General features: G+C 62.4%; 25 protein-coding genes. 12 read left to right on the top strand and 13 right to left on the bottom strand.

Translation table 11 applies throughout. From position 1 onward, the window contains the following. The first annotated feature begins 228 nt into the window (after window positions 1-228). Window positions 229-1,272: an aldo/keto reductase gene (locus NKI50_RS21990; RefSeq protein WP_352717552.1), complete on the top strand. Its 1,044-nt coding sequence runs from the start codon at window positions 229-231 to the stop codon at window positions 1,270-1,272. 123 nt (window positions 1,273-1,395) lie between these two features. Further along, window positions 1,396-1,554: a hypothetical protein gene (locus NKI50_RS21995; RefSeq protein ID WP_292656176.1), complete on the top strand. Its 159-nt coding sequence runs from the start codon at window positions 1,396-1,398 to the stop codon at window positions 1,552-1,554. A gap of 52 nt (window positions 1,555-1,606) precedes the next feature. Here the strand turns inward: NKI50_RS21995 and NKI50_RS22000 are convergent, their stop codons facing one another. Both NKI50_RS22000 and NKI50_RS22005 read right to left on the bottom strand, forming a co-directional pair. Next, on the bottom strand, window positions 1,607-1,864 hold the full coding sequence (locus NKI50_RS22000; protein ID WP_023674477.1) for a DUF982 domain-containing protein: 258 nt from the start codon (window positions 1,862-1,864) through the stop codon (window positions 1,607-1,609). Between the two features lie 96 nt (window positions 1,865-1,960). Further along, entirely contained in the window at window positions 1,961-2,623 is a 663-nt protein-coding gene (locus tag NKI50_RS22005) for a GntR family transcriptional regulator (protein ID WP_023717262.1), read from the bottom strand. 169 nt (window positions 2,624-2,792) lie between these two features. Between NKI50_RS22005 and NKI50_RS22010 the strand changes: the two genes are divergently transcribed. Both NKI50_RS22010 and NKI50_RS22015 read left to right on the top strand, forming a co-directional pair. Then, window positions 2,793-4,052: an MFS transporter gene (locus NKI50_RS22010; protein ID WP_352640054.1), complete on the top strand. Its 1,260-nt coding sequence runs from the start codon at window positions 2,793-2,795 to the stop codon at window positions 4,050-4,052. Window positions 4,053-4,108: 56 nt separating this feature from the next. Continuing rightward, window positions 4,109-4,480, top strand: a complete 372-nt coding sequence (locus NKI50_RS22015) for a DUF423 domain-containing protein (protein ID WP_023717260.1) — start codon at window positions 4,109-4,111, stop codon at window positions 4,478-4,480. A 69-nt stretch (window positions 4,481-4,549) separates the two neighbouring features. On the opposite strand, the gene NKI50_RS22020 is transcribed toward NKI50_RS22015, so the two are convergent. Continuing rightward, complete coding sequence (locus NKI50_RS22020; protein WP_023717259.1) at window positions 4,550-4,693, bottom strand: hypothetical protein; 144 nt, start codon at window positions 4,691-4,693, stop codon at window positions 4,550-4,552. Between the two features lie 63 nt (window positions 4,694-4,756). Continuing rightward, window positions 4,757-4,900, bottom strand: coding sequence for a hypothetical protein (locus NKI50_RS22025; RefSeq protein ID WP_023717258.1), 144 nt, complete (start codon window positions 4,898-4,900; stop codon window positions 4,757-4,759). A 166-nt stretch (window positions 4,901-5,066) separates the two neighbouring features. Here NKI50_RS22025 and NKI50_RS22030 point away from each other — a divergent pair, with 166 nt between their 5' ends. Beyond that, a complete protein-coding gene (locus NKI50_RS22030) occupies window positions 5,067-6,149 on the top strand; it encodes a LacI family DNA-binding transcriptional regulator (RefSeq protein WP_352717555.1) in 1,083 nt (360 codons plus the stop codon). Between the two features lie 24 nt (window positions 6,150-6,173). On the opposite strand, the gene NKI50_RS22035 is transcribed toward NKI50_RS22030, so the two are convergent. Next, window positions 6,174-7,349 (bottom strand): OpgC family protein, encoded by a 1,176-nt coding sequence (locus NKI50_RS22035; protein WP_352640052.1) that lies wholly within the window; start codon window positions 7,347-7,349, stop codon window positions 6,174-6,176. Window positions 7,350-7,377: 28 nt separating this feature from the next. Here NKI50_RS22035 and NKI50_RS22040 point away from each other — a divergent pair, with 28 nt between their 5' ends. Then, the gene (locus NKI50_RS22040) at window positions 7,378-8,229 is read left to right on the top strand and encodes an alpha/beta hydrolase (RefSeq protein ID WP_352717557.1); all 852 of its coding nucleotides are present in this window, start codon (window positions 7,378-7,380) and stop codon (window positions 8,227-8,229) included. A gap of 9 nt (window positions 8,230-8,238) precedes the next feature. Here the strand turns inward: NKI50_RS22040 and sthA are convergent, their stop codons facing one another. Further along, window positions 8,239-9,627 carry a Si-specific NAD(P)(+) transhydrogenase gene (gene sthA, locus NKI50_RS22045; protein WP_352640050.1) on the bottom strand — a complete coding sequence of 463 codons (1,389 nt, stop codon included), beginning with the start codon at window positions 9,625-9,627 and terminating at the stop codon, window positions 8,239-8,241. Window positions 9,628-9,836: 209 nt separating this feature from the next. Between sthA and NKI50_RS22050 the strand changes: the two genes are divergently transcribed. The 3 genes from NKI50_RS22050 to NKI50_RS22060 all read left to right on the top strand — a co-directional run bounded on the left by NKI50_RS22050 (window position 9,837) and on the right by NKI50_RS22060 (window position 12,227). Further along, the gene (locus NKI50_RS22050) at window positions 9,837-10,307 is read left to right on the top strand and encodes an RDD family protein (protein ID WP_023674465.1); all 471 of its coding nucleotides are present in this window, start codon (window positions 9,837-9,839) and stop codon (window positions 10,305-10,307) included. A 136-nt stretch (window positions 10,308-10,443) separates the two neighbouring features. After that, window positions 10,444-11,208: an arginyltransferase gene (locus NKI50_RS22055; protein WP_352621047.1), complete on the top strand. Its 765-nt coding sequence runs from the start codon at window positions 10,444-10,446 to the stop codon at window positions 11,206-11,208. A gap of 122 nt (window positions 11,209-11,330) precedes the next feature. Beyond that, window positions 11,331-12,227: a DMT family transporter gene (locus tag NKI50_RS22060; protein WP_352640090.1), complete on the top strand. Its 897-nt coding sequence runs from the start codon at window positions 11,331-11,333 to the stop codon at window positions 12,225-12,227. Here the strand turns inward: NKI50_RS22060 and NKI50_RS22065 are convergent. Together NKI50_RS22065 and parC are read right to left on the bottom strand one after the other, a co-directional pair. After that, window positions 12,215-13,435, bottom strand: a complete 1,221-nt coding sequence (locus NKI50_RS22065; RefSeq protein WP_023717250.1) for an AI-2E family transporter — start codon at window positions 13,433-13,435, stop codon at window positions 12,215-12,217. The genes NKI50_RS22060 and NKI50_RS22065 overlap by 13 nt on opposite strands. A 301-nt stretch (window positions 13,436-13,736) precedes the next feature. Then, window positions 13,737-15,989, bottom strand: a complete 2,253-nt coding sequence (gene parC, locus NKI50_RS22070) for a DNA topoisomerase IV subunit A (protein WP_352717559.1) — start codon at window positions 15,987-15,989, stop codon at window positions 13,737-13,739. A 366-nt stretch (window positions 15,990-16,355) separates the two neighbouring features. Here parC and NKI50_RS22075 point away from each other — a divergent pair, with 366 nt between their 5' ends. Further along, the gene (locus tag NKI50_RS22075) at window positions 16,356-17,549 is read left to right on the top strand and encodes an aq_1923 C-terminal domain (RefSeq protein ID WP_352640048.1); all 1,194 of its coding nucleotides are present in this window, start codon (window positions 16,356-16,358) and stop codon (window positions 17,547-17,549) included. An 80-nt stretch (window positions 17,550-17,629) separates the two neighbouring features. On the opposite strand, the gene aspS is transcribed toward NKI50_RS22075, so the two are convergent. The 5 genes from aspS to NKI50_RS22100 form a co-directional block, all read right to left on the bottom strand. Further along, window positions 17,630-19,420 (bottom strand): aspartate--tRNA ligase, encoded by a 1,791-nt coding sequence (aspS, locus tag NKI50_RS22080; protein WP_023717247.1) that lies wholly within the window; start codon window positions 19,418-19,420, stop codon window positions 17,630-17,632. A 196-nt stretch (window positions 19,421-19,616) separates the two neighbouring features. Beyond that, entirely contained in the window at window positions 19,617-20,168 is a 552-nt protein-coding gene (locus NKI50_RS22085; RefSeq protein ID WP_023717246.1) for an AAA family ATPase, read from the bottom strand. Window positions 20,169-20,257: 89 nt separating this feature from the next. Further along, window positions 20,258-21,082: a carbohydrate ABC transporter permease gene (locus tag NKI50_RS22090; protein WP_023717245.1), complete on the bottom strand. Its 825-nt coding sequence runs from the start codon at window positions 21,080-21,082 to the stop codon at window positions 20,258-20,260. A gap of 19 nt (window positions 21,083-21,101) precedes the next feature. Beyond that, complete coding sequence (locus tag NKI50_RS22095; protein WP_352717578.1) at window positions 21,102-21,974, bottom strand: carbohydrate ABC transporter permease; 873 nt, start codon at window positions 21,972-21,974, stop codon at window positions 21,102-21,104. 68 nt (window positions 21,975-22,042) lie between these two features. Continuing rightward, on the bottom strand, window positions 22,043-23,311 hold the full coding sequence (locus NKI50_RS22100) for an ABC transporter substrate-binding protein (RefSeq protein ID WP_023717243.1): 1,269 nt from the start codon (window positions 23,309-23,311) through the stop codon (window positions 22,043-22,045). Window positions 23,312-23,563: 252 nt separating this feature from the next. On the opposite strand from NKI50_RS22100, the gene NKI50_RS22105 reads away from it, so the two are divergent. Beyond that, window positions 23,564-24,826: an MFS transporter gene (locus tag NKI50_RS22105; RefSeq protein ID WP_023717242.1), complete on the top strand. Its 1,263-nt coding sequence runs from the start codon at window positions 23,564-23,566 to the stop codon at window positions 24,824-24,826. Between the two features lie 57 nt (window positions 24,827-24,883). Further along, complete coding sequence (rnd, locus tag NKI50_RS22110; RefSeq protein ID WP_023717241.1) at window positions 24,884-26,035, top strand: ribonuclease D; 1,152 nt, start codon at window positions 24,884-24,886, stop codon at window positions 26,033-26,035. The last annotated feature ends 8 nt before the right edge of the window (window positions 26,036-26,043 follow it).

Below are 26,043 nucleotides of genomic sequence, written 5' to 3' on the forward strand. Positions count from 1 at the left end.
CCGGCCCGGCGGCCGGAAATCGAAGCGCTGAACCGATGTTAGTATAGGCCGGCAATGACGGTTTTATTGCAGCCGCTGTTGCGCTGGCTGCGCGTCCAATCCGTAAGATGTGATCGATGTTGCCCTGCAACACGGGCGACAAGCGGAACGAATTATCCTACAAATGCCCGGTTCATTCAGGGCTGTCGTTTGAAACGCCCTTTCCCGATAAAATCATGAGGATACGACATGGAATACCGCACTCTCGGCCGTTCCGGGCTGAAGGTTTCGACGCTGACCATGGGCACCATGACGTTCGGCGGCGGCGGCGCGTTTTCGGCGGTCGGCAAGACCGACCTCGACGAGGCGCGCCGGATGATCGACCTTTGCATCGATGCCGGCATCAACGTCATCGACACCGCCAACGTTTATTCGGACGGGGTGTCGGAGGAGATCATCGGCGAGGCGCTCGGCGGCAAGCGCAAGGGCGACGTGTTGATCGCCTCCAAGGCGCGCATGCGGATCGGCAAAGGCCCCAATGATGAAGGCCTGTCGCGCTATCATCTGATCCGCGAATGCGAGAGGAGCCTGAAGCGCCTCAGGACCGATGTCATCGACATCTATTTCCTGCACGAGTGGGATGGCCTGACACCGCTCGAGGAAACCATCGCCGCGCTCGACACGCTGGTCGCGCAGGGCAAGGTCCGCTATGTCGGCTGTTCCAATTATTCCGGCTGGCAGGTGATGAAGGGGCTCGGTATCAGTGACCGTCATCACCAGCCGCGCTTCGTCACCCAGCAGATCCACTACACGCTGGAAGCCCGCGAGGCCGAGTATGAATTGTTGCCGATCTCGGTCGACCAAGGGCTCGGCGTGCTGGTCTGGAGCCCGCTCGCCGGCGGATTGCTGTCCGGCAAATACCACCGTGACCAGCCGACCGCCCGCCAGCTCAGTGGCTGGTCGGAACCGCCGATCCGCGACGAGGACCGGCTGTGGCGGATCGTCGACGTGCTGATCGATATCGGCAACAACCACGGCGTGTCGGCGGCGCAGGTGGCGCTTGCCTGGCTGCTTGGCCGGCCCGCCGTCAGTTCGCTGGTGATCGGCGGACGAACCGAAGCGCATTTCAAGGACAATATCGCTGCTGCAAGCCTGGTGCTCGGCGATGAGGAGCGCACACGCCTCGACGTGGTCAGCGGGCCGCCCGTGCTCTATCCCTACTGGCACCAGCAATTCACGGCAAAGGACCGGTTCGGGCCCGCCGATCTCGTCCTCGACCGGGACGGCGCCTGAAAAAACGCCCTGAAGCGGGGCTCCCCGGACTGCGACGAGATATGGAGCCGATCGTGCCTTGCGGTGTTGTGTTTGTGGCCCAATGCTCCTAGGCAAAGGCCAAGCACAATGAAAGGAAACGATATGGCACGAGCACCGAACTACGGTCAGGAACGCAAGGAACGCGACCGGCAGAAGGCTGCCAAGAAGGCGGAAAAGCAGGCTGCCAAGGTCGCGGCCAAGGAGCGCTCGAAGCCCGAGGGCGAAAGCGAGTCCCAAACCAACACCGAAACGGCCGAGTGATGATATCAGGCCTGTCAGGCGGCCCGGGTCTCGATCAAGTCCCCGCTATGCCTCAGGCCGGCGCCTTGTCGCTGACGAAGACGTTCACTTCGCGGGCGGCGGCAATGAAGGCCCGTCTTGCGTTCATGGCCGGCTTGTCGCCGGCCAGCGCATCATGACAGGCTTGCAGCGCTTCGCGGTGCTTGGGGCTGCGCTTGCCGGGCCAATTGTTGAGGAGGTAGTCGGAAGCCTCGCGGGCCGTACGCAAGAGCTGATTGCTTCCCGCCGCGCCCTTGACGGTCACGGGTGTGTCAAATCGGTTGTTTTCCATCGCCGCTCTTACGCCATCGGCATTTGCGAAGCGAGACCGAAAGTAGCTTTCTTCGCTCATCTGCCTTTTTCGTGATCAATGGCCGCCGATCCTCACTCAAGCGACGACGGCAAATCCCCTGGCGCGCAGGCCGCGCCGGTCGTTGCGCAACGACGTCACCAGCCGGTCGCGGCTACCGTCGATATGAGATGAAAGCAGGCAGGCGGCCCCGTCGGCATCGCCGGCCCGCACCGCCGACAGAATGTCATGGTGTTCGGCCCAGGCACGGCCAAGCGCTGCCTCGTCGCGAACCTCGAGCCAGCGGGCGCGCGACAGGCGCGTCATCGCATCACGAACCGCTCTGAACAGGAACTCGTTGCCTGACAGGCGCGCCAGCTCGATATGAAAATCCATGCCGACACGATGCCATTCCTCGCGCGGCGTCTGGTCGTCGCAGGAATCGAGCATCGCCTCGATGATTTCGACGGCACCCCTGTCCTGCAAGGCACAAGTCAGCCTGACTGCCGCGACCTCGACCGCCTCGCGATAGACGGCGATCTGCTCCAGCTCGGCAAGATTGATGGGCGAGACCGTCCAGCCGCGGCCGTCGCGGCAGATCAGGCCTTCGGTCTCGAGCCGCAGTAACGCCGCCCTGACCGGCGTGCGCGAGGCGCCGAAGCGGCTTTCGACCCAGCGCTCCGTCAGCCGCTCGCCGGGACCGATCTCGAGCCCGAGGATCATCTCGCGAAGCTGCTTTTCGACGTTCTGCATCTGCGACATTGGCGTTCCGTTTGTTGGAGCCGGTTCATTAGCCCTCTGCTCACCGGCCATTACTGGCGATCACTTTGCAGGGACCGCATTGACAGCGACCAGCCTTGCGTCCATGACGGATACCAGTTTGGTATCCCAAAATGGTATCCGCAGCAACCCAACCACAGCAGTCTCTGACATGCCGCAAGACGCCACCCTCGCCGTGCAAGGCACGCATAACGTCCACTGGCGCCGCAATCTCGCCGTGTGTTTTGCCGGCTCGTTCAGCACGCTCGCAGCGATGACGCTGCTGTTGCCGTTCCTGCCGCTCTACGTCGAACAGCTGGGCGCCGAGGGCCATGCGGCGATCGTGCAGTGGTCGGGCATCGCCTACGGCGCCACTTTCCTTGCTGCCGCGCTGGTCGCACCCCTGTGGGGGCGGTTAGGCGACCGCTACGGCCGCAAACTGATGCTGGTGCGCGCCAGTTTCGGCATGGCGCTGTGCATGTCGCTGACCGGCATGGTGCAGACTGTCTGGCAATTGGTGTTCTTGCGCCTGCTGATCGGCTTTGCCGGCGGCTATTCTTCGGGCTCGACCATCCTCGTTGCCATGCAGACGCCGAAGGATCGCTCCGGCTGGGCGCTGGGCGTGCTGTCAGCCGGAATCACGGCCGGTGCCCTGGTCGGCCCGCTGCTCGGCGGCGCGCTGCCGCCGCTGATTGGCATCCGCGCCACATTCCTGCTCGCCGGCGGCGTCATTTTCCTGGCCTTTCTGGCAACCACCTTGCTGATCAAGGAGGCCCCTCGCCCGGTTGCCGCCAAGGCCGCGTCAGAAGAAAAGGCGAAAGGCGGCTGGTCGCAAATTCCCGACAAGCGCCCCGTCGTCGCCATGCTGGCGACCGGGACGCTGTTGAGTTTCGCCACCATGTCGATCGAGCCGATCATCACCGTCTATGTCCAGCAGCTCATCGAAGATCCGAGCCAGGTCACGCTGGTCTCCGGCATCGTCATGTCGGCGGCAGCGCTCGGCGCCATCCTGTCGGCGTCGCGGCTCGGCAAGCTCGCCGACCGTATCGGCCACTGGAACGTCATCGTTGCCGCGCTCGCAGTCTCGGCGCTGCTCCTGATCCCGCAGGCCTTCGTCACGCAAGGCTGGCAGCTCGTCGGCCTGCGTTTCCTGATGGGCCTGGCGCTTGGCGGTCTTTTGCCCTGCATCACCAGCGTCATCCGCCACAATGTGCCTGACGGCGTCGGCGGCAATGTGCTGGGCTTGTCGATCTCGGCGCAATATGTCGGGCAGGTCGCCGGACCGTTGCTCGGCGGCTTCGTTGGTGGCCATTTCGGCATGCGCGCGGTGTTTCTCGGCACATCCGTGCTCATGGCGGGCGGAGCGGCCTATAACTGGCTGGTCCAGTCGCGCCGCGAACGCGACATGCTGGCGGAAGCCGGCAAATCCTGACACGGTTCGCGCAGCGCTATCTCAGGCGGTCGCCAGCAATTACGGAGGCCTGGAAAATGAGCACGGATGAACACGCGGCAGGCAGCCGCATTCTGATTTTTGCCGGCGGCCTATGCGGCGCAACCGGCGTGGCGCTTTCGGCGGCGTCGGCGCATCTCGGCGGCGCTTTCGTCGGTACGGCCGCATCCTTCCTGCTCATGCATGCGCCGGTTTTGCTTGCCGTCGGGCTGCTCGGTGGCAATACCATCCTGCGAAGCGGAAGCCTCATCCTCCTCGTCGGGCTTCTGCTGTTCTCGGGAGATCTCCTCGCTCGCGACTTCCTCGGCTCGCGGCTGTTCCCGATGTCGGCGCCGATCGGCGGCACCTTGCTGATCGGCGGCTGGCTGGTGATGGCCGCCTCGGCGCTGGTGCGCCCGCGCCGCCATTGATGCGACAACCAATGGCGGCCGCTGCTCTTTCACCAGCCGCGCTCGATCCACGAGCTCTGTCTTGCCAGCTCAGTCTCGCGGACGTTCGAGCCGGACTTGCCCGTCGCGCTTGGTCGTCTTGACCACACGCCGTCGCTCCGGCCGTTCGGTAGCCGGCGAGATGCCCCAATAATTGCGATAGATGTCTTCGAACAGATGCTTGACCGGGTGCATGGCTTAATCTCCTCTAGCTTATTTGAATCGATCCAATCAGCAGGCGAAAAAATGCGCTGCCAATCAGCTCCACTCGCGTCGCTTCAGGAAACGCAGGTCGCGAATCCACGGACCGGTCCTGTCGCGCCGCTTCCGGGCCTCCGCGCTCGAGCGGATGCTCCAGTCGTTCCGGTAAATGTCCTCGAACAGATAATTGACGGGGTGCATGGCACTCTCCTCTTGTATCGATCCAATCGGTAAAACGAAAAACGCTCTTGGATCGATTCAAAGAATACGCGCCGCACCATAAATGTCAAGCAAAAATTTGAATCGATCCAAGGAAGGTGTTAGGTAATCGGCGATACTGTTGGACCGGAATCCCGGAGACAAACACATGGCATCACTCACCGAAGGCAGCAGGAGGCCCATCCGGCTGGCCGACATCGCCAAAGCCGCGGGCGTATCACACGGCACTGCCTCCAATGTCTTCAGCCGTCCCGAAATCGTGCGCGAGGAAGTCCGCGAGCGGGTCAAGGCGGCGGCCGAGGCGCTGGGCTATGCCGGCCCCGATCCCAAGGGCCGCCTGCTGCGTGCCGGCAAGGTCAATGCGATCGGCGTCGCCACCACCGAGCCGCTGTCCTATTTCTTTGACGACCCCTTTGCCCGCGTGATGATGGCCGGCATTTCGGAGGCCTGCGACGCCACCGGCGCGGGAATTGCTCTGGTGTCGGCTGGCAACGAGGAAAAACTTGCCTGGAACATCCAGAGCGCCCTGGTCGACGGCTTCATCCTGTTCTGCATCGAGGGCGGTCCGCGTCTCGTCGAGCTGACGCGCGAACGAAAGCTGCCCTTCGTTGCGCTCGAGTTCGGCTCGCAGGACGACACGGTCTCGGCGATCAGTATCGACAATGTTGCCGGCGGCCGGCTGGCGGCGCACCATCTGGCGGTACTTGGACATCGCCGCTTCGCCGTGTTGTCGCTGGCCTTCGCCGACGACAGCACCGGTCTTGTCTCGCCCGAGCAGGTCCGGACAGCGTCGTATACCGGAACCCGTGACCGCCTCCTCGGCTATTTCGAAGAGCTTTCCAGGTTCGGTGTCGACACCGCCAAGGTGCCGGTCTACGAGACCGAAAACGACAAGGCGAGCACAAGGGCTGGTCTCGAAACCATCTTCGCCTCGGCGGAACCGCCGACCGCCATCCTGGCGATGTCGGACCGGATCGCAATGGTGGCATTGGAATGGCTCAACGCATGGGGCATCGCGGTTCCCCGCGATGTTTCCGTCGTCGGCTTCGACGGCGTGCCTGAAGCCGCAATTTGCGAGCCTCCGCTCACCACCATCGCCCAGCCGATCGCCGAGATCGGCCGCCGGGCAGCGCGAAGAATCCTCGACTTCGACGGCACGGTGCGGCGAGAAACGCTCGACGTCGAACTTGTCGTCAGGGCATCGTCCGGACCGCCGCCGAGCATAGCTTGAGGCCGGCAGATCGAGCGTCCAGGTTTATCGGTTCGCTTGCGCGGCCATCGGCCCAATTTCAAAGGACGAGCGGGCCGCCTCGTTGCGGACCGGCTTGCCCTTTCCGGACCAGCCGATGGCAGACAGCCACTCCAGATAGAAGGCGAGCGCGAACTGCATGGCGATGCCGGCGGCGAGCAGCAGACTGTCATAGGCAATGCCGCCCGGGTTGATCAGCTTCATCACTTGCGCCGCCATGGCAATCACCGTTCCGGCAATGAAAACCGGCAACGAGCGTTTGCCCAATATGGCGAGCGGATTGTCACGACCGGTGCGGAACAGGTTCGAGACGGAAGGCAAGGCGACGACCAGGTAGCTCATCGCCAGGATGTGCAGCAGTCGCGGCAACGACAGGAATGTCTTGTCGAAACCGGTCAGCACCACCGGCAGGTCGAGCCATGACACATGCCCCCACAGTGGGCTGTGCACCCAGACGAGCGCCGTGAGCACATAGGCGGCGGCGGCGCCGACCAGCCAGCGATTGACCGGGATGGTGCCGCCGCGCCGCACATGCAACACGCTGGCCATGCCGATATTGAACAGCAATTGCCATGACAGCGGATTGAGGAACCAGAACCCGGGCTCCGGGTAGTTCGGTGGCGCGATCTGGTAGATTCCGGCAAGCAGCCAAAGGGCTGCGGATACGGCAAGCGCCGCCAGTGGCCGATAGCTGATGAACAGCAGGAAGGCCGGCGCCATCAACAGCAGCGCTGCATAGACCGGCAGTATGTTGTTGTAACCGAGCTGATGGCCGAGCGTGACGATGCCGACCAGGACTTGTGGCGGGTTTCTGACGAGCGGCTCGATGTTGATCAGCGTCAGAAGGTCCGGCCGTTTCGCAAACACCGCCGCCGCGCAGAAGATAGCCATGACCACCATCGTCGTGACGATGTGGGTGACATAGAGCACGCCGGCGCGGCGCCACATTTTCAGCGTTGCAATCAGCCGGTTTCCCGGCTGGAATTTGGTGCCGTAGGCGAGAGCGACGGACATGCCGGAGATCAGCACGAAGGCCTCGGCCGCATCCGAAAACCCGAAATTCTTGTAGGTCAGGGTTTCGAAAACGGTGCCCGGCACATGGTCGATGAATATGGTCAGGAGGGCGAGAGCCCGGAACACGTCAATACGCGTATCGCGTTCCGGCGAAACTGGCATGGTCATCGATAAAAGGCCTTAAAGCTGGTTGTTCATGCCGGCATGCGACCACCCGGCGCACACTGCTTCGATCCCTCCCGCGGGGGGATTATATCGGCAAAGAAACGGACTGAAATGCGCCCGGTTCAATCAACTTTCGCGGAGCTTGAAAATATTTCGTTTTGAAGCCGGCAAATTAACGAAAGTAACGCGAAATCAAAAGGATGTGACTATGGCCGAGGAGAGCCTCGAAGACGGTATTTTGCAGGAAAATTCAGGCTTTTTCTACCGGCTCCATCGACCCGCCAATTTACCCGGTGACTGGCTGTTCCTGCAGCATGGATCGGGAGTCGATGAGACGACCTTGCTGCCGCTTGGTCGGCAAATCGCGCCGCATGCGGCGCTGGTTGCGGTCCGTGGCCGCATCCCTCAGGAGGGCGGGTTCCGCTGGTTCACACGAATCACCCCGACGCGTTTCGAACAGACGAGCATCCGTGCGGAGGCGGACGCATTCGCGGGCTTCGTCGACGGCATCGCGAAGCGCCACCGCTTCGATCTCAGCCGCGCGACCTTTGTCGGTTATTCGAACGGCGCCAATCTGGTCTCAAGCGTCATGCTGCTGCATCCGGGCCTGATCGAGCGCGCCGCATTGCTGCGTCCGATGCCGGTGCTTGACGAGGTGCCGCCGGCCGACCTGTCGAAGGCGCGGGCGTTGATCATCGCCGGCGCCGCCGACCTGACCTATGCGCCATTCGCGCCGGTGTTGGCCGCCCTGCTGAGTTCGCATGGCGCCAAGGTCGAGACCCACACCATTGCCTCCGGCCATGAAATCGGCGATCCGGACGCCGAGATCGTCAGGCAATGGCTGGCGGATCCTGCGGTCGCCGTTGCAACGTCAGATCGATGAGCCTCGAAGCTATCCTCGCCCCATGCGGTTCCAGGCGTCCAGCCCGGCGATCTTGTAGGCTTCGGCCAGCGTCGGATAGTTGAAGGTGTTGTTGACGAAGAAGTCGACGGTGCCGCCGAGATTGATGACCGCCTGGCCAATGTGGATGAGTTCGGTCGCGCCCTCGCCGACGATATGGGCGCCGAGCAGACGGCGTGTTTCGATCGAGAACAGAAGCTTCAGGAAGCCGGTATTGACGCCCATGATGTGGCCGCGCGATGTCTCGCGAAACCGCGCCACGCCGACCTCGTAGGCAGCACCACTCTCGCGCACCTGCTCCTCCGACTGGCCGACGGTGGAGATTTCCGGCACGGCGTAGATGCCGTAGGGAAAGGTTTCGGGCGGCGGCGGCAACGGCACGCCAAACGCGTGGCAAGCGGCCACCCTGCCCTGCTCCATCGAGGTCGAGGCCAGGCTCGGAAAACCGATGACGTCGCCGGCGGCATAGATGTTGGACGCGCTGGTCTGGAAGGTCTGCGGATCGACCTTGATGCGGCCTCTGGAATCGGACTCGATGCCGACCGCTTCCAAGCCCAGGCTGCCGACATTGCCGGTACGCCCGGCAGCATAAAGCACCATCTCGGAACGTATGGTGCGGCCGTCTGCCAGCATCACCTCGGCATAATCGGGTTTGGAGGCGATCTCCTTGACGGCGCTGCCTAAGCGGATGGTCATGCCGCGGTCGCGCATCTGATGGATGAAGTCGTCGACGATCTCGCGGTCGACGAAATCCAATATGGTATTGCGCGGCTCGACCAGCGTCACCGGAACGTCGAGCGCCGAAAAGATCGTCGCATATTCGACGCCGATGACGCCGGCGCCGATCACCGTCAGCGTGCGCGGCAGCCGGTCGAGCTCCAGCATCTCGTCACTGTCGAATATCCGTGCCTTGTCGAACGGCACGTCGCGCGGCCGGTGCGGCCGTGTGCCGACCGCGATCAGCGCATGGGCGAAGCCAACCTCGCTGTAGTCGCCGGTGTCGGTGGTCAGGCTCACCTTGTTGGGGCCAAGGAATTTTACCGCGGCGCGAGCGCTCTTGACCGTGTTGCGCATGAACTGGTGCTGCAGCACCTCGACCTCATGGTCGAGCGTCTTGTGCAGGCGCTCGACCAGATCGCCGACCGAAATGTCCTGCTTGACCCGGTAGCCGCGTCCATAAAAGCCGCGCTCACGCCAGCCCGAGAGGTTGAGCACCGTCTCGCGCAACGTCTTCGACGGTATGGTGCCAGTGTGTACCGACACGCCGCCAAGACGACGACCTCTGTCGACCACCAGCACCGACTTGCCGAGCTTGGCCGACTGCACCGCGGCGCGGCGCCCGGATGGGCCGCTGCCGATGACCAGCATGTCGTAGTCCATGTCGCCCCGTCCCCTCGGCTCGGCACCTTTTGTTGCGCCGCAGCAAGCTAACGCTATCCGCGCCATGAATTCAACAAGTCAGACGGCGCCGGGCACTCCGTCACCATCTACGGTGGCGAACGGTTCGATCTTGATTCCACCGCGAACCTTCACCATTTCATCAATACGCGGCCCGTGCATTAACCCGGGTTCGATTACGAGGAAATGACATGAACGCTCGCGTTCTCGACGGCGAAATCATCACCAGCAGGCTCGAAGACGTTCGCGCCTATGAGGGCGTGCGCACGCGGCGCATTCTCGCCTTCGTCATCGATTATTTCATCGTCGCGCTGCTCACTATTCCATTCGCGATCCTGGTGTTCTTGTTCGGGCTGTTGACGCTCGGCCTCGGCTGGATGCTGTTTTCCATTCTCGTGCCGGCCGTCGCGATCCTCTACATCTGGAACACGCTCGGCAGTAAAGATCAGGCCACCACCGGCATGAAGATGATGGGCATCCGGCTCGACCGGCTAGACGGCAGCCGCATCGACGGGTTGACCGCCGTCGTCCATTCGGTGTTGTTTTGGGCCGGCAATGTCATCCTCTCGCCGCTGGTCCTGCTGGTGAGCCTGTTTTCCGACCGCAAGCGCACGCTGCACGACCTGCTGCTCGGCACGGTCGTCAGCCGCAGCGGCCGCTGAGCGGCTTTGAAGCGCGGCCGCGGCCTTTGCGCGCAAAAGTGAAGACGTCCAATCACCCAGGCTTTCACAATCCTGTTGAATTTTTCGGCGTCCGCGCCAAAGGTAGAGCGATTCGCAGGAGTGTTTCCAAGGCTCGATGACGCAGCACCCGACCCAGTCGCCACAGTTCTTTCTGACCGCGCCCTCGCCGTGTCCCTATCTCGAGGGGCAGTTCGAGCGCAAGGTGTTCACTCACCTGGTCGGCGACAAGGCCCCCGAGATGAACGATCTGTTGACGCAGGGCGGTTTCAGGCGGTCGCAGAACATCGCCTACAGGCCGGCCTGCGAGACCTGCCGCGCCTGCGTGTCGGTGCGCATCCTGGCGCAGGAATTCACCGCCAGCCGCAACATGAAACGCGTCATACAGCATAATTCGGATCTGGTCGGCGCCATGCACGACGCCGAACCCTCCACCGAGCAGTATTCGCTGTTCCGCAGCTATCTCGACGCCCGCCACCGCCGTGGCGGCATGTCCGACATGACCGTGCTCGACTACGCCATGATGGTCGAGGATACCCATGTCGACACCAAGGTCATCGAATACCGTCGCCGCGGACCTGATAGCTTCATCACCGGCAAGGGCCAGGGCGAACTGATCGCCGTGGCCCTCACCGACAAGATGGCCGATGGCCTGTCGATGGTCTATTCCTACTTCAACCCGGACTTCGAGGACCGTTCCCTCGGCACCTTCATGATCCTCGACCACATCGCCCGCGCCAGGGCGATGGGGCTGCCCCATGTCTACCTGGGCTACTGGGTCAACGGCTCGCGCAAGATGAATTATAAGATGCGCTTCCAGCCGCAGGAGCATCTCGGCCCGAAAGGCTGGGAACGCTACAATCACGAAGCGGTTTTGCGCTGATTTCCGCTTTCGGTATTCACCCTTAAATTGTTTCGAGGAGGATGCCGCTGGACTTCCGGCCGATCGGCTGGAAGACCGGGTGGGTCAATTTGCGCCTCCAGGCCTATCGCGAGAATTGCTGCATGTCTTCCCACAACGACCACCAGAGAGGCCTTCTGATCACCGCCATCGGCGGGTTGACGCTGACCGTCGACATTCCGCTGATCCGGCTCGCCGACGGCGAGGCATGGACGATCCTGCTCTTGCGCACCGGCACGACCTTCGTCGCCACGCTCGTCATCTGGGCCATCTGGCGCTCGCTGAGCGCAAAGGCACCGCAGCTTATCCCGGGCTGGTCAGGGCTCATCGTTGCCGCCCTCTACGGACTCGGCTCGATCGCCTTCATCACCGGCGTCTACAACACCTCGACCGCCAACCTCGTTTTCATCCTGGCCTTCACCACCATGTTCGCGGCCCTTTTGTCGTGGCTATTCCTGAAGGAGAGGCCACAGCCCCTGACGGTCGCAGCGCTGACATTGATGATCGCCGGCGTCGTGATGATTGTCGGTGATTCCGTCGGAACCGGGCATCTCTTCGGCGACCTGATGGCACTATGCTCCGCCTTCATGATCGCCGCGGCCATCACCATCTCGCGCGCCAGCGGCAAGGATATGGGCTTCACCGCGCTGATCGGAGTCGTGCTGCCACTGGCCATCGCCGCCCTGATGGTTTCCAAGGTGGGTTTTCACGTCAACGCACCGTGGTGGATCGTCTTCAACGGCGCCGTCATCATGCCGATCTCGTTCTTCTGCCTCGCCAACGGTCCGAAATACATTTCCGGGCCGGAAGTGGCGATGTTCTACCTGTTAGAAACCGTGCTGGCGCCGGTCTGGGTGTGGATGATCTTCGCCGAGACCCCGTCGCGCAACAGCCTGATCGGCGGCACGATCCTCATCGTCACCTTGATCGGCCATTCGCTCTGGCAGTTGCACGAGGGGCGTAAGCGCCGCGCCACGCTCGCCGTCAGTCACCCGGCCTGATTCTTTTTCGCGGCGGCGCGTTCGGCGACAATTTCGATCTGCGGCGGTGCATCTTCCTGCTCCGCCGGTTCGGCGGCAGCGAGTTCATCGGTCAGTTCCACCTCGCGCAGCCATTCGCGCCAGATCGCGACCAGCAGGGCCATCAGCACCGGGCCGATGAACAGGCCGAGAAAACCCATTGTCTTGACGCCGCCGATCAGGCCGAAGAAAGTCGGCAGGAAGGGCAGCTTTATCGGTCCGCCAACCAGCTTCGGGCGCAATGTCTTGTCGACGACGAAGAGTTCGACGGCGCCCCAGATGAACAGCGCCAGCCCGGCCATCGGCGAGCCGCTGGCGGCGAGGTAAATCGAGACCAGCGTGAACGACAGCGGCGCGCCGCCGGGGATCAGCGCCATGATGCCGGTCAGTGCGCCGAGCGTCACCGGCGACGGCACGCCGGCCAACCAGTAAGCGATGCCCAGCACCAGCCCTTCGCCGATGGCGATAACGGTCATGCCGGTGACGGTGGAGGAGATCGTCGCCGGCACCACGCGTGAGATCCGTTCCCATCTGGCCGGCAGGATGCGTTCGCCGAGGCGATCGACCTGCCCGGCGAAATGCTCGCCGTCGCGATAGGCGAAGAACAGCGCGATCATCATGAACAGCAGCGTCAGCAAAAGGCCGAAGGCGCTGCCGCCGGCGGCAAGCACGCCGCGATAGATGCTGCCGATATTGGCGCCGCTGATCAGCTGGATCAGTTCGCCGATACCGCCTGGGTGGCCAACGTTGACCGTCCATTGTTCATTGAGCCATTCGCCTACCACAGGCAGCGTGGCGATCCAGTGCGGCGTCGGCGCGCCGTAGCGGTTGGTCTCGATCGCCCAGCCGACCCATTCGCGCACCTCGTTGATGGCATAGGTGCCGGCAAGCGCGATCGGCACCACCAGGAAGGTCAGGATGAACAGGATCGCAAGCGTCGCGGCAATCGTGCGGTTGCCGCCGACGCCGGCGAGCAGCCGCCGATAGAGCGGCCAGCTGGCGAAAGCGATAACCAGGGCGGCAAGGACCGGGAACAGGAAGCCGTGGAAGAAATAAACTCCGGCGGCGACGATCAGCACCAGGAGCCAGCGCGCCGCCGACAGCGGCGGAATGACAGCGGCCCTGAGCGGCGTCGACAGGCCAAACAGGCGCTGCTGCCGCTCCGGCTTCTGGATCCTGACTTCCTTCAAGCGACTACCTCCCCAACGCCCCGTGTCGTCCAGATGCGTTATCCCCGCGCTTTCCCATGGCGAAGCCTATGCACTGATATAGTGCAGCAATCGTGACGGCATTCCAATTTGGTCGAAAGGAGCCCGAAACAAAAAACCCGCCTTGGCGGGCGGGTCGTCGGTGCGAATCAGCACCATAGCGAAATTAGTAGCATAGCTGCCGGCACAAAGCAAGAACAAAATGCGCCGCCAGGCGCGAAAACACGAATTCCCTTTCACCACCTCGCCTGACCGCCCCCGAAAGGTCACGCTCCTTCGCGCGCTACCCGAACTTGCCCGTGCGCGGGAACCCCTTCGGCACCATGCGACCGGCCGAGGCGCGGGCGCCGATCCATTCGGCAAGCTCGTCACGCGATTTGGTGAAGGTGCGATCTGCCGAATCCTGCCAGGATAGGCCGCTTGCGAGCGTGAAGGTCTTGAGGTCGAGGACACCGCCATCCTTGTATTTCTGCAGGCGCACGCCCTTGCCGCGTCCCATCTCCGGGATCTCGGCCAGCGGAAACACAAGCATCTTGCGGTTCTCGCCGACAATGGCGAGATGGTCGCCGGCGACGCTCACGCAGCGCTGGGCCTCGTCGGGCGCCTTGACGTTCATCACCTGCTTGCCCTTGCGGGTGTTGGCGACGACCTCCTCTTCCGGCACGATGAAACCGTTGCCGTCATGCGAAACCAGCAGCAGCTTGCGCTTGGGGTCATGGACGAAGGCGGTGACGATATCCTGGTCGTTGTCCATGTCGACGATGATGCGGATCGGCTCACCATGGCCACGCCCGCCCGGCAGCCGGTCGGCGCCGATCGTGTAGAACTTGCCGCCGGTGGTGAAGACCAGCACCTTGTCGGTCGTCTGAGCGTGGAAGGCGAGCTTGAGGCTGTCGCCTTCCTTGAAGGTCAGGGCCGAATGGTCGGTCAGATGACCTTTCATGGCCCGCAGCCAGCCTTTTTCCGAAACGACGACGGTGACCGGCTCGCGCTCGATCATGGCATGGGCGATATCGGTCAGGTCATGTTCGGGCGCGTCCGCGAACTCGGTCCGGCGCTTGCCGATCTCGGTCTCGGGCCCGTATTTCTGGCGAACATTGGCGACTTCCCACTTGATCGTCGCCCACTGCTTGGCGTCGGACGCAAGCAATGCCTCGATCTGCTTCTTCTCGCCGGTCAGGCCGTTGAATTCCTCGCGGATCTCGAATTCCTCGAGCTTGCGCAGCGCCCTCAGCCGCATGTTGAGGATGGCTTCGGCCTGCGTGTCGGTGAGTGACCAGCGGGCCATCATCACCTGCTTGGGCTCGTCCTCCTCGCGGATGATCCTGATCACCTCGTCGATGTTGAGATAGGCGATCAGATAGCCGGCGAGGATCTCCAGCCGCCTCTCGATCTCGCCGAGACGGTGCTTGGAGCGGCGGATCAAGACGTCGCGGCGGTGCTCCAGCCATTCCTTGAGCACGCCTTTCAGCGACAGCACGTTCGGTACCTTGCCGCGCGACAACACGTTCATGTTGAGCGGAAAGCGGCTTTCGAGCTCGGTCAGCTTGAATAGCGATTCCATCATGATGCCGGGATCGACCGAGCGGCTCTTCGGCACCAGCACAACGCGGATGTCCTCGGCGCTCTCGTCGCGGATATCCTCGAGCAACGGAAGCTTGCGCGCCATCAAGAGCTCGGCGATCTTTTCGATCAGCCTGGCCTTCTGGACGCCGTAGGGGATCTCGGTGACGACTATGTTCCAGGTGCCCCTGCCCTGGTCCTCCTGGCTCCATTTCGCCCTGACGCGAAAGCCGCCGCGTCCCGTTTCGTAGGCTTCGAGGATCGAGGCTCGGCTGTCGACGATGATGCCGCCGGTCGGGAAATCCGGACCTTGCACGAAGTCCATCAGCTTGGTGACGGGTGCATCCGGATGATCGATCAGGTGAAGCGCGGCGTCGCAAAGCTCGGCCGCATTGTGCGGGGGGATCGAGGTCGCCATGCCGACGGCGATACCGGACGAGCCGTTGGCGAGCAGATTCGGGAAGGCGCCGGGCAGCACGGCCGGCTCCTCGTCTTCCTCGTTGTAGGTCGGGCGGAAATCGACCGCGTCCTCGGTGATGCCTTTCAGCAGCAGCGTCGACACGTCGGTCATGCGCGCTTCGGTGTAGCGCATGGCGGCGGCGTTATCGCCGTCGATATTGCCGAAATTGCCCTGCCCGTCGACCAGCGGGTAGCGCATCGAAAAATCCTGCGCCAACCGCACCAATGCGTCGTAGATCGACTGGTCGCCATGTGGATGGAACTTGCCCATCACCTCGCCGACGATGCGGGCGCATTTGGCAAAGCCCTGGTCGGGGTTGAGCCGCAACAAGCGCATGGCATGCATTATGCGGCGATGCACCGGCTTCAACCCGTCGCGCACGTCCGGCAGCGCCCGGTGCATGATGGTCGACAGCGCGTAGGCGAGATAGCGCTCTTCCAGCGCCTTCTTCAGATCGACCGGCTCGATATTGTCGCCGCCGCCAGTTTCAGGCGGCAAAAGCCTTTTTCCCATGGGCTGGCACTAGCCGAGCGGGTGATTCGCGGCAAGAGGCGCCGGCATACGTCCTCCTAAAGCGCGTCGCGTTCGACCGGCCTTATGCGCGCGCTTTAGGTCCTTGTTTGATCCATGTCGCGCAAAACCGCTGCACACTTTTGCGCGACCTGCATTGTGCAACAGGAATTGGAAGCGTCGCGACGCCGGCCAACATCAATCCGTTACATCCGGCTTCTATCGCAAGCCTGATGGATCGGGTTTGCCTTTGGCCGCGATTTTCGACCATTGTGCCGAGGCCCGCCTTTTTCCGGTCCAGTTCGTCGCTGAATGGTGACGACGCGACGATTTGAAAAGAATTTCAGGACACTCTCAGGGGAGCTCTCGATGACGATCAGACACTCGACACTTATTAAAAGACTGGCTTTTTCGACCTTTTTGCTGACGCTGCCGCTGAATGCGGCGTTCGCGCAGGATACCGCGGTTGCCGACCGGCTGAAGGCTGCCCTCGCCGCCCAGGGCGTCGACCTCTCCTGGACCGGAGTAACCGGCGACACCTCCAGCATGGTTCTGCAAGGCGTAGCGGTCAAACCGGCGGCCGAAAAGGAGGCGCTCAAGATCGGCGACGTCAAGCTCGAAGGCGTGACCGAAGCCAATGGCGGCTATCAAATCGCGACCGTATCGACTTCGCCGTTCGAACACAGCGAAGATGGCGTCACGCTCAATCTCAGCCCCTTCGTCATCCACGACATGACGGTTCCGGCCGAAGGCGCAAGCGGCCCGCTGGGCTCGCTGATGATCTACAAATCGGCCGAGCTCGACAACATGACCGTCAAGGTCGCCGACAAGACTGCCTTCTCGATGGACGGGCTTGCCATCGCAATCACGCCGCCGGCCGACGGCAAGGCCATGGCGTTCTCCGGCACCACGGAAAAGTTCACTGCCGACCTGACGCTGGTCGAAGATCCGAAGTCCAAGGAAGTCATCAACGCACTCGGCTACCAGAACATATCGGGCAATCTTGAGATGGAAGGCACCTGGCAGCCTACCGACGGCAAGATGGATTTGTCGAAATACGAAATTTCGGTCGACAATGCCGGCACACTCGGCATGACCTTCAATCTCGGCGGCTACACGCTGGATGTCATCAAATCGATGCAGGAGATGCAGAAGAAGATGGCAGCTCAGCCTGAAGGCGCCGACAATTCGGCGCAAGGCATGGCCATGCTCGGGCTGCTGCAGCAGCTATCGTTCAACAGCGCCTCGATCCGCTTCGACGACGATTCGCTGACCAAGAAGGTGCTCGATTATGCCGGCAAGCAGCAAGGCATGTCCGGCAAGGACATTGCCAACCAGGCCAAGGCGATCGTGCCATTCGGCATGGCGCAGCTCAACAATCCGGAACTGACGGCGCAGGTTTCGGCCGCGGTCAACAAGTTCCTCGACGATCCGCAGAGCATCGAGGTCTCGGCCGAGCCGCCGGCAGCGGTGCCGTTCGCGCTGATCATGGCGGGCGCCATGTCCAACCCGCTCGACCTGCCGAAAACGCTTGGCGTGACGGTTACCGCGAACGAAGACTGACCGAGACAGCCTTCAAGCAAAAAGCCCGGCAGCGATGCCGGGCTTTTTTATGAATCCACAGGACCGGTTCGGAGCGTTTCCTAAACCTCTTTCTTCGTCGCCACGACGCGCAGCGACAATTCGCGAAGCTGCTGCGGGCTGGCTTCCGACGGTGCGTTCATCAACAGGTCGTAGGCCTGCTGGTTCATCGGGAACATGGTCACTTCGCGCAGGTTCCTGGCGCCGACCAGAAGCATGACGACACGGTCGATGCCGGCCGCCATGCCGCCATGCGGCGGCGCGCCATACTGGAAGGCACGGTAAAGGCCGCCGAAGCGTTCCTCGACGGTTGCGCGGTCCAGCCCGACCGTTTCGAACGCCTTGACCATGGTTTCCGGCAGATGGTTGCGAATGCCGCCTGAGGCGATCTCGAAACCGTTGCAGACCATGTCGTACTGGAACGCCTTGATGCCGAGCAGATCCTCGCCGTTAAGCGCATCGATGCCACCTTGCGGCATCGAGAACGGATTGTGCGCGAAGTCGATCTTCTTCTCCTCCTCGTTCCATTCGAAGAACGGGAAGTCGACGATCCAGCACAATTCGAAGCGATCACGGTCGACAAGGTTGAGCTCCTCGCCGGCGCGGGTGCGCGCCGCACCCGCGAAGGAGACGAATTTCTTCGGGTCGCCGGCGACGAAGAAAGCGGCATCGCCATCGGCAAGGCCGAGTTGTTGGCGGATCGCCTCCGTGCGCTCCTCGCCGATGTTCTTGGCCAGCGGCCCGGCGCCTTCGAGCTTCTCGCCCTCCTTGCGCCAGAAGATGTAGCCCAGCCCGGGCTGGCCCTCGCCTTGCGCCCATGAGTTCATGCGGTCGCAGAAGGCGCGCGAACCGCCGGTCTTGGCCGGAATGGCCCAGACCTCGGCCTTCGGATCGTTGGCAAGGATGTTGGCAAATACCTTGAAGCCGGAATCGCGAAAATGATCGGAGACGGCCTGCATCTCGATCGGGTTGCGCAGGTCCGGCTTGTCGGTGCCGTATTTGCGGATCGCGACATCATAGGCGATGCGCGGAAACTTCTGCGTCACCGGCTTTCCGGCGGCAAAGGTCTCGAAAACGCCTCGCATCACCGGCTCCATGGTGGTGAACACGTCCTCCTGCTCGACGAAGCTCATCTCCACGTCGAGCTGGTAGAATTCACCCGGCAGACGGTCGGCGCGCGGGTCCTCGTCGCGGAAGCACGGCGCAATCTGGAAGTAGCGGTCGAATCCGGACACCATGATCAGCTGCTTATACTGCTGCGGTGCCTGCGGCAGCGCGTAGAAAGTGCCGGGGTGGATGCGCGACGGCACCAGAAAGTCGCGCGCCCCTTCCGGCGACGAGGCGGTCAGGATCGGCGTCGAGAATTCGGTGAAGCCGACCTCGCCCATCAGCTTGCGCATCTCGGCGATGATTTTCGTCCGCGCGACGATATTCTTGTGCAGCGTGTCGCGGCGCAGGTCGAGGAAGCGGTATTTGAGGCGGATGTCCTCCGGATAATCCGGCTCGCCGAAGACCGGCAGCGGCAATTCCCTGGCCGCCGACAGCACCTCGATCTCGCGCGCAAAAATCTCGATCTCGCCGGTCGGCAAATTAGGGTTCACGGTGTCGGCGAGGCGCGCCTTGACCTCGCCATCGACGCGGACGACCCATTCACCGCGCAGGGTCTCGGCGATCTTGAAGGCCGGCGAATCCGGATCGGCGACGATCTGGGTCAGGCCGTAATGGTCGCGCAAATCGATGAACAGCAGGCCGCCATGGTCGCGCACGCGATGCACCCAGCCCGACAGGCGGACGGAAGAGCCGACGTCGCTCTTCCTCAACTGGGCACAGGTATGGCTGCGGTAACGATGCATTGTCATTGCTAGGTCCGGATGTTGGTTGCGGCCAAAGCACGATGGCCCGGCCTGAAAATTTGCGCGAAAAGCACATGAGAGTGTGCATTTGTCAAGGCAAGCGGCGCCCGGGTGGCATCTCGGTTCGAACTTCGGCTTTCAAGCCCTTCGGACCTTGGGCGCAGACAACGGTGGACGATCTCGATGCCTCCCTGCGCTATTCTGCGACGATACTCAACCAGCCAACTTCCCGCAAAATGATCTCCGCAAGTTCCTTTGGCATCTTGCCATCTGTGGGTACCACAAACAGATCTTCGGCTGCTTCACCGGCCATGCGCCTGGCTTGTCGAAACGAGCGCTGTGCCTGCTCTTCCGCACCGGATCCAATCTCGCGCTGTGCTAGACGCGCGAGTATTGTGGGTTCCGTAGCGGACAGACGAACCACCGTAATCCGCGCGTCGGGTATGGCAGCAAGAATCCACCGCCGATCGAATTGGAGGTGCATCATGACACCCGACATAATCAAGCGCGAGTGGCCCAGCACCCGATATGTTGACCAGATCGCAGCCAAATTGATGCTGCTGACATCAACAGTTCCAGGCTGAATTCTTTCAAGGTCCTCGGCACTTGGGCGGGGGAACACTCTGTCGATTTCGTCTGTCTCGATAACCGCGTGAGCTATCTGCGCTGCGCTGAGTTGAGCGCTCATTTCCCAGCACAGCGTGGTCTTGCCCACGCCAGCCGGGCCGGTGATCAGCAGGATCTGCATGTCGTCTCGCCATTCGATTTTTGAGCGGGGACGTTCCGCGAACGATGGCGAGTTGGCAAGCCTCTGTGTGCGACGAAATGTTCAGCACCTCATCCCTTGACCCCGCCTGCGGTGAGGCCGGAGATGATCTTGCGCTGGAAGATCAGGACGAGGATGACGAGCGGCACGGTGACGATCACCGATGCGGCCATGATGTTGCCCCACGGGATCTCGAACTGCGAGCTGCCGGAGAGCAGCGCGATGGCGACCGGCACGGTTCGCTGCTCGTTGTTGGAGGTAAACGTAAGCGCGAACAGAAATTCGTTCCACGCACCGATGAAGGCGAGAAGCCCGGTGGTCGCCAGCGCCGGCCACATCAGCGGCAGGAAAACGCGGCTGATGATGATCCAGGGCGTGGCGCCGTCGAGGATCGCCGCTTCCTCCAGCTCGATCGGCAGGTCGCGAACGAAGGCGGTGAGCACCCAGACGGTGAACGGCAAGGTGAAGATCATGTAGGACAAGATCAGCGCGAACGGCGAATTGTAAAGGCCGAAGGCCCGGATCAGCTCGAAAAGCCCGGCAAGCACCGCCAATTGCGGGAACATAGAGACGGACAGGATAATGAGGAGCAGAACCGAGCGGCCGCGGAAGCGGATGCGCGCCAGGGCATAGGCGGCGGTGACGCCGAGGAACAGCGAAATGACGACAACGGCGCTCGAGATGACCAGCGAGTTCACGAGGTTACGCAGGAAGGTCCCCTCGGTGAAAACGGTCTGGTAATTGCTGAAGGTGATCGTCTTCGGCCAATAGTCGATCTGGAAGAGCGCCGTCCCTGATTTCAGGCTGGTGACGATGGCGTAGTAAAACGGGAATACCGCGACGACGACAATAATGGCGACGAGGAGGTAGAAAGCCGTGCGCTTGACGATCCACATGGTCAGCAGCCCCACATGATCAATAGTCCTTGTCCAGTCTTATCCGGCCGAGCCACAGAACGAGCATGGTCAGCAAAGCGAGGATGAGGAAGAGCAGCGTCGAGGCGGCGGAGCCGTAGGCAAACTTGTCGAACTCAAACAGGCTCTCGCGGGCAAACACCGACATCGACTTGGTGTGGATGTTGTTTGGCGTGAGCACGTAGATCAGGTCGAAGATGCGCAGCGCATCGAGACCGCGGAAGATCATGGCCACCATCAACGCCGGCCGGATGAGCGGCAAGGTGATCTTCCAGAAAACTTTCCACGCGCCGACGCCGTCGAGCTTGGCGACCTCGTAGATTTCTTGTGGAAGCATCTGGAGGCCGGCGAGAATGAGAAGCGCCATGAACGGGGTCGCCTTCCAGATGTCGACAATGAGGATGGCGACCATGGCCGTGTCGGCGCTAGCCGTCCAGGCGATCTTGGTGCCGATCAGGCCGAGCTTGAGAAGGACGTCGTTGATGATGCCGAACTGGTCGTTGAGCATCCACTGCCACATTTTCGCCGAGACGATCGTCGGGATGGCCCAAGGGATTAGAATCGCGGCGCGCACGATGCCGCGGCCGCGAAACTTGGTGTTGAGCACCAGCGCGACGATCATGCCGAGCACCGTCTCGCAGGTTACCGAAATCACCGCGAAGCGCACCGTATTCCAGACGGCGCGCCACCAGACCGGATCGGCGAGCAGCCCGTCATAGATGACGCGGCCGCTCGGCATTTGCAGGATGGAGAAATAATTGGCGAAGCCAACCCGGCGACGGGCTTCCAGGTCGGCGAGCGAGGCATCGGTGAAGCCGAAATAGATCGTGCGCATCAACGGCCAGCCGGCAACGGCGGCGAGCACGATGAGCATCGGGGCAAGCAGCAGCCATGCCGAGCGCACACGCTGACGCGCCAGCAGCGAGCCTGAGCACGGCGAGGTCACCAGGCGGTGCCCTTGAGCCTGGTCAAGGAGAACTCCAGATCGGCGAGGTTGTCGGCTGCCGTGCCCTCGCCGGACATGGTGTTGTGGACGGCGGTCCAGAACTCGCTCGATGCCTCATTGTACCTGGTCTTGGCCTGGGCCGAGGGACGCGGCACCGCGTTGAGGACAACTTCCTTCCAGCGCGGGATAACCGGCTGGGCGCTGGCGATGTCGGCATCGTCATAGAGCGCCTGAATGGTCGGCAGATATGCCCCCTTCAAGGCGCGGTACTTCTGCATCTGAGGCGAAGCGATCCATTTGACCAGCTCGACGGCTGCGGCCGGGTTCTTCGAATATTTGGAAACCGCAAGATTCCAGCCGCCAAGCGTTGCTGCCGGGCGGGCGCCCTCACCCGACCCGGACGGCAGCGTCGTCACCTCGAACTTGCCCTTGATGGGGGAGCTTTCGCTGTTGCCAAGCGCATAGGCGTAGGGCCAGTTGCGCATGAAGACGGCGTTGCCGGTCTGCCAGACACCGCGCGACTCTTCTTCCTGATAGGCCAGAATGCCGGGAGGCGAGATGGTTCCCACCCAGCTCCTCGCCATTTCCAGCGCCGCGGCTGCTTGCGGGTTATTGATGGAGATCGTGCCGTCCGGCTCGATGATCTGACCACCGCCGTTCGACTTCACCCATTCGAGTGCATCGCAGGTCAGTCCCTCATAGGCGTTGCCCTGGAAAACGAAGCCCCACATGTCCTTGTTGCCGCCCTCGCGTTCCTTGTCCATGACAAGCTTGGCAGTATCGGCAAGCTCGGCCCAGCTGGTCGGGACCTTGGCGCCGTATTTGTCGAGGAGATCCTTGCGGTAATAGAGCGCCGGAGCGTCGGTGAATATCGGCAAGGCGACGAGCTTGCCGTCGACGGTCTGCGATTTGATGATCGATGGGAAATGAGCGCCGACGACATCCTTGGTCGCCGCGGTCAGATCGACGAGCTGCTTTGCAAGCTGGGGAGCCCAGATGACGTCCGTCTGATAGACGTCGACGTCGCTGTTTCCAGCCGCAAGCCAGAGCCTGTATTGACTAAACTGATCGGTCCCCGAGGGCGGCACCGGAACCACGCTAACCTTGTTGCCGGTCTTCTTCTCGTATTGATCGAGTATCTCGCGAAGGATTCTCTGGCCGTTGCCGGTATCGCCCGACACCATGGCGAGGTCGACAGCCCGCGCCGGCCCGGCCGCCAGAACTGCGGCCACGGCAAATCCAGCAAATGCGGGATGAAACTTCATGATGACGGATCTCCCTTTGGAGCTTCAGGCAGCAGCAGAAACGGACGTCGATGCCCGACACCGTCCTCAGCACCACCAGCACTGAACTACAAAGATACGCCTTGGGTTCCCAACACGGAGCATCCGGCGCGACGCGGTAGCGCAAGTTCCCAAGGCAGCCTATGGCCCTGCCTGGCCCCAACGCCTCCGGGAATTGCCGCTGGCATTGGCGAAGGCGATGGTTCAAGAAGGATCAACGACAGGCTTTCCTTCATGTCCTCCATCCGCCCGCTGATCCCGCTCCTGATCGCCGCCGGCATCCTGCTCGGCGGCAACGGCCTGCAGAGCACTTTGATTGCGCTGCGTGGTGCGCAGGAGGGTTTTCCCGCTTCCTCTATCGGCCTGATGGGCACGTTCTATTTCGCCGGCTTTTTGCTCGGCTGCCTTGCCGTCACCCGCATCATGAAGTCCGTCGGCCATGTGCGCGCCTTTTCCGCGCTGGCGGCGATCGCCTCGGCGGGAACGCTGCTGCTGGTGCTGGTCATCGATCCGGTGATGTGGTGCGCCGTGCGCTTTGCCGGCGGGTTCTGCTTTGCCGGCCTGTTCACCATCATGGAAGCCTGGCTGAATTCCGGCGTCACCAACACCGACCGGGCGCGGGTGCTTGCCATTTACCGCATGGTCGACATCGGTTCGGTGACGGGCGCCCAATTCCTGATCCCGATCTTCGGCGCCGGCGGCTTTGCCATCTTCGCCATCATGTCGATGATGATCACCGTGTCGCTGGTGCCGGTTTCGCTCGGCGACCGCTCCAACCCGACGCCGCCGGAAGACGTCAAACTCGATTTGGCACGCGTCTGGCGCATCTCGCCGCTTGGCTGCTTCGGCTGCATCGCCGTCGGCGTGACCAACAGCGCCTTCCGCACCCTGTCGCCGGTCTATGCCGAGCAGATCGGCATGTCGGTCGCCGACGTCGTCACCTTCGTCAGCGTCGGCATTTTCGGCGGCGCCATCATCCAATATCCGCTTGGCTATCTCTCCGACCGCTGGGACCGGCGCTCGGTGCTGCTGATGACGACGTGCTGTGCGATGGTGGCGGCACTGGCGCTGGCGTTCGTGGCAGGCGGCAGCCCGTTCCTCAACTTCCTGCTCGTCTTTATCTTCGGCTGCTTTGCCATGCCGCTCTATTCGTTGTCGGCGGCGCATTCCAACGACCGCGCCGACAAGGGCGAGTTTGTGCTGATCAACGCAGCCTTGATGCTGTTTTATTCCTTCGGCGCCATTGGCGGCCCCTTCGCAGCCTCGACGGTGATGCAATATTTCGGGCCGAGCGCGCTGTTCGTGTTCAGCGCCACCGTCTATGCGATCTTCGTGGCGGTCATCCTTTTCCGGATGCGGGCGCGCTCTGCTGTGCCGGCGAGCCATCGCAGCCGTTTTACGGCGCTGTTGCGCACATCGACGGTTTTTGCCCGGTTGGCGAAGCGGAATGCCGATCCCGATGAACCCGCAAAGCCCGATAAAGGTGCTTGCGCTTGACGAAAGCGCGCGCGGCTGAAATTGAAAGAGACCCTATCCCTTGCCAAAAGCGATTTGATGCACGTCATCACCACCCAGAACGAACTCGAGACCGTTATTGCCGCTTTCGAAAAGGCGGAATTCGTCACCGTCGATACTGAATTCATTCGCGAAACGACCTTCTGGCCGATCCTGTGCCTGATCCAGATGGCAGCGCCCGGGGTGACGGCGCTGATCGATCCGCTGTCGCCCGACATCGACCTGAAACCGTTCTTCAGGCTGATGGCCAACGAGGCGATCGTCAAAGTCTTCCATGCGGCGCGACAGGACATCGAAATCATTGTGCATCTCGGCGATCTGGTGCCGCATCCGGTGTTCGACACCCAGGTCGCGGCGATGGTCTGCGGCTTCGGCGACAGCGTCTCCTACGACCAGCTGGTGCAGCGCATCACCGGCGCGCGGCTCGACAAGTCGTCGCGTTTCACCGACTGGCGCCATCGTCCGCTGTCCGAAAAGCAGCTCGACTACGCGCTCGCCGACGTCACCCATCTGATCGAAGTCTACAAGCACCTCAGCGCCGAGTTGGTGCGGGAAAACCGCGCCCACTGGCTGAACGAGGAGATGGACGTGCTGACCTCGCGCGAGACCTACGATCCGCATCCCGAGGATGCCTGGAAGCGGCTCAAGATGCGGCTGCGCAAGCCACAGGAACTGGCGATCGTGCAGGCGGTGGCCGCCTGGCGCGAACGCGAAGCGCGCGAGCGCGACGTGCCCCGCGGCCGGGTGCTCAAGGACGATGCGATCTACGAAGTAGCGCAGCAGGCGCCGCGCGATACGGCGGCGCTGAGCAAGCTGCGTACCACGCCGAAGGGCTGGGAGCGCTCGTCGACGGCGACGGCACTGCTTGGCGCAGTCAACGCTGCCCTGGCGCTGCCCAGGGAAGAGATGCCGAAGCTGCCGAAGAGCTTCCAGCCGCCGGAGGGGTCGAGCGCCGCGGCGGAGTTGCTGAAGGTGCTGCTGCGGATCGTTGCCGAAAAGGAAGGTGTCGCATCGAAGGTACTCGCCTCCAGTGACGACATCGATCGCATCGCTGCAGAGGGCGAGGACGCCGATGTGCCGGCATTGCAAGGCTGGCGGCGCGCCGTCTTTGGCGAGGCCGCGCTCAGGCTGGTGCGCGGTGAACTCGCGATCAGGTTCGACAAGCGCAAGATCGCGGTGTTCGATTTGTAGCTTGAGCT

Origin of the sequence: Mesorhizobium sp. M0563 (genome assembly GCF_040321065.1) — a bacterium.
In the GTDB taxonomy this organism is placed as follows: Bacteria; Pseudomonadota; Alphaproteobacteria; order Rhizobiales; family Rhizobiaceae; genus Mesorhizobium.

What these genes read in the sequence shown, in the direction of transcription:
- NKI50_RS21990 (WP_352717552.1), top strand. Translation starts at nt 229, where the DNA reads ATGGAATACCGCACTCTCGGCCGTTCCGGGCTGAAGGTTTCGACGCTG.
- NKI50_RS21995 (WP_292656176.1), top strand. Translation starts at nt 1,396, where the DNA reads ATGGCACGAGCACCGAACTACGGTCAGGAACGCAAGGAACGCGACCGG.
- NKI50_RS22000 (WP_023674477.1), bottom strand. Translation starts at nt 1,864, where the DNA reads ATGGAAAACAACCGATTTGACACACCCGTGACCGTCAAGGGCGCGGCG.
- NKI50_RS22005 (WP_023717262.1), bottom strand. Translation starts at nt 2,623, where the DNA reads ATGTCGCAGATGCAGAACGTCGAAAAGCAGCTTCGCGAGATGATCCTC.
- NKI50_RS22010 (WP_352640054.1), top strand. Translation starts at nt 2,793, where the DNA reads ATGCCGCAAGACGCCACCCTCGCCGTGCAAGGCACGCATAACGTCCAC.
- NKI50_RS22015 (WP_023717260.1), top strand. Translation starts at nt 4,109, where the DNA reads ATGAGCACGGATGAACACGCGGCAGGCAGCCGCATTCTGATTTTTGCC.
- NKI50_RS22020 (WP_023717259.1), bottom strand. Translation starts at nt 4,693, where the DNA reads ATGCACCCGGTCAAGCATCTGTTCGAAGACATCTATCGCAATTATTGG.
- NKI50_RS22025 (WP_023717258.1), bottom strand. Translation starts at nt 4,900, where the DNA reads ATGCACCCCGTCAATTATCTGTTCGAGGACATTTACCGGAACGACTGG.
- NKI50_RS22030 (WP_352717555.1), top strand. Translation starts at nt 5,067, where the DNA reads ATGGCATCACTCACCGAAGGCAGCAGGAGGCCCATCCGGCTGGCCGAC.
- NKI50_RS22035 (WP_352640052.1), bottom strand. Translation starts at nt 7,349, where the DNA reads ATGACCATGCCAGTTTCGCCGGAACGCGATACGCGTATTGACGTGTTC.
- NKI50_RS22040 (WP_352717557.1), top strand. Translation starts at nt 7,378, where the DNA reads ATGCCGGCATGCGACCACCCGGCGCACACTGCTTCGATCCCTCCCGCG.
- sthA (WP_352640050.1), bottom strand. Translation starts at nt 9,627, where the DNA reads ATGGACTACGACATGCTGGTCATCGGCAGCGGCCCATCCGGGCGCCGC.
- NKI50_RS22050 (WP_023674465.1), top strand. Translation starts at nt 9,837, where the DNA reads ATGAACGCTCGCGTTCTCGACGGCGAAATCATCACCAGCAGGCTCGAA.
- NKI50_RS22055 (WP_352621047.1), top strand. Translation starts at nt 10,444, where the DNA reads ATGACGCAGCACCCGACCCAGTCGCCACAGTTCTTTCTGACCGCGCCC.
- NKI50_RS22060 (WP_352640090.1), top strand. Translation starts at nt 11,331, where the DNA reads ATGTCTTCCCACAACGACCACCAGAGAGGCCTTCTGATCACCGCCATC.
- parC (WP_352717559.1), bottom strand. Translation starts at nt 15,989, where the DNA reads ATGGGAAAAAGGCTTTTGCCGCCTGAAACTGGCGGCGGCGACAATATC.
- NKI50_RS22075 (WP_352640048.1), top strand. Translation starts at nt 16,356, where the DNA reads ATGACGATCAGACACTCGACACTTATTAAAAGACTGGCTTTTTCGACC.
- aspS (WP_023717247.1), bottom strand. Translation starts at nt 19,420, where the DNA reads ATGCATCGTTACCGCAGCCATACCTGTGCCCAGTTGAGGAAGAGCGAC.
- NKI50_RS22085 (WP_023717246.1), bottom strand. Translation starts at nt 20,168, where the DNA reads ATGCAGATCCTGCTGATCACCGGCCCGGCTGGCGTGGGCAAGACCACG.
- NKI50_RS22090 (WP_023717245.1), bottom strand. Translation starts at nt 21,082, where the DNA reads ATGTGGATCGTCAAGCGCACGGCTTTCTACCTCCTCGTCGCCATTATT.
- NKI50_RS22095 (WP_352717578.1), bottom strand. Translation starts at nt 21,974, where the DNA reads ATGCTCATCGTGCTCGCCGCCGTTGCCGGCTGGCCGTTGATGCGCACG.
- NKI50_RS22100 (WP_023717243.1), bottom strand. Translation starts at nt 23,311, where the DNA reads ATGAAGTTTCATCCCGCATTTGCTGGATTTGCCGTGGCCGCAGTTCTG.
- NKI50_RS22105 (WP_023717242.1), top strand. Translation starts at nt 23,564, where the DNA reads ATGTCCTCCATCCGCCCGCTGATCCCGCTCCTGATCGCCGCCGGCATC.
- rnd (WP_023717241.1), top strand. Translation starts at nt 24,884, where the DNA reads ATGCACGTCATCACCACCCAGAACGAACTCGAGACCGTTATTGCCGCT.